This is a genomic window from Methylobacterium sp. CCH5-D2 (assembly GCF_001556475.1).
GTDB classification, from domain to species: Bacteria; Pseudomonadota; Alphaproteobacteria; order Rhizobiales; family Beijerinckiaceae; genus Methylobacterium; species Methylobacterium hispanicum.
On record NZ_LSIX01000836.1, the window covers coordinates 1 to 1,668 of the forward strand.

3 protein-coding genes are annotated in these 1,668 nt (G+C 74.8%); 1 reads left to right on the forward strand and 2 read right to left on the reverse strand.

Features of this window, described 5'->3' with window-relative positions:
* On the forward strand, nt 1–881 hold an 881-nt coding region (locus AX737_RS22010; protein WP_066924935.1), incomplete at its 5' end, for an alpha/beta hydrolase.
* Nucleotides 882–900: 19 nt separating this feature from the next.
* Here the strand turns inward: AX737_RS22010 and AX737_RS22015 are convergent.
* On the reverse strand, nt 901–1,158 hold the full coding sequence (locus AX737_RS22015) for a hypothetical protein (RefSeq protein ID WP_066924936.1): 258 nt from the start codon (nt 1,156–1,158) through the stop codon (nt 901–903).
* Nucleotides 1,159–1,316: 158 nt separating this feature from the next.
* Nucleotides 1,317–1,668: TIGR02301 family protein (locus tag AX737_RS22020; protein WP_066924939.1), on the reverse strand; the 352-nt coding region annotated here is incomplete at its 5' end.

Sequence of the window (1,668 nt, forward strand, 5' to 3'; positions counted from 1 at the left end):
CCGGTGCCGCATACCCGCCGGCCGGCCCCTTCGTGCCCGTCGCGGGCGGTCGCCTCGCCACCCTGCAGGCCGGGCCGGAGACGGCCGCGCGCGGAACGGTGGTGCTGATCCACGGCGCGTCGGCCAACGCCGCCGACCCGATGGAGGGCGTCGGCCGTCTGCTCGCGGCGCGGGGCTTCCGGGTGATCGCCTTCGACCGGCCGGGACACGGCTGGAGCGACCGGCTCGACGCCGCGACGCCCGCCGCGCAGGCGGGCCGGATCGCCGAGGCGCTGGTCGCGCTCGATGCCGGTCCCGTGATCGTCCTCGGCCATTCCTGGGGCGGCGCCGCGGCGCTGGCGCTCGCCCTCGACCATCCGGAACGGGTCTCGGCCCTCGCCCTGGTCGCGCCGGTCGCGCTGCCCTTTTCCCGAACGATGACGCTGCCCTGGTACTGGCGGCTCGCCGCGCAGCCGCCCGTCGCGTGGCTGCTCAGCCGGACGCTCGGGCCGCCGCTCGCCCTCTACTACCTGCGCGGCGCCGCGTCCCAGGCCTTCCGGCCCCAGCCCCCGGCCGCGGACTACCTCGGCCGGGCGCGGGTGCCGCTGGGGCTCCGGCCGGGCGCGCTGCTCGCGAATGTCGAGGATCTGATGGGGCTGCCCGCCGCGCTCGAGCGGCAGAGCCCGCGCTACGAGAGCTTGCGCCTGCCCGCGCTGGTCGTCTCGGGCGATGCCGACCCGCTGGTGCGGATCGAGGCCCAGTCCGAGCCGCTCGCGGCTCGCATCCCCGGCGCGCGGCTCCTGCGCCTGCCGGGTCTCGGCCACATGGTGCCGTGGGTGGCGGGCGACCGCCTGGCGGAGGCGGTCGCCGATCTCGCACCGGTCGCGTCGGCGACGCGCTGATCTCCGCGCGGCGGGGCCCTCAGTGCTGCAGGGAGGTGGTGAAGGCACCGCCGCGGATGCGCTCGGGAAACCCTTCCGCGTAGCGGGCGGTGGCCTCCTCGCCGTAGGTCGTGACGAGTTCCTGGAAGGCCGCGAACAGGGCGGCCTGGGCCATGCAGTCGGCGTCGAGCCCGTCCAGGCACCCTTCCGCGAACGCCTCGGAGACGTAGCTCAACGCGACGCGCTTCTCGTCCACATCGGCCTCGATGGGGGCGGTGGTGTGAGTCGAATCGAGCATGGCGTCAAACATCCTTCGCGCCCGACCGGAGGTCGAACGTTCCCGAGGATGATAGGCGGCTCCGCCGCGGCCGGCCAGCCAGGAATTGCGAAGCGGTTAACGCGACCGGTCGATTTGGCGCGATTTCCCAGGTCGCGTTCCGCTGTTGCGCGCCTGCATCATCCGCCGAACCGGCCGGCCAGCGCCTGCGACAGACGCTCGCCCTCGGCGACGAAGCGGGCGGCCGCCTCCTGCGCGGAGGGCGTGCAGATCCGATAGGTCACCGCATAGCTGCGGTAGCCGCGGTTGAACGCCCCGGCAAGGCGGTCGCGCCGCCCCGGTGTGATGCCCTCGGCGTCGATCAGCGCGCGCATCCGGCCGGACCACTCTCCGGCATCGGGCGCCGCGCAGAGCCCGCGCAGGAAGGCGAGCGAGCCGATGATCTCGGACAGGCGCATCAGGTCGCGGTCGTAGGGGGCCGGTTGTTCAGGGGGCGGAGCGGGCTCTGCGCGGCGCCCGATGCCGGAGAGT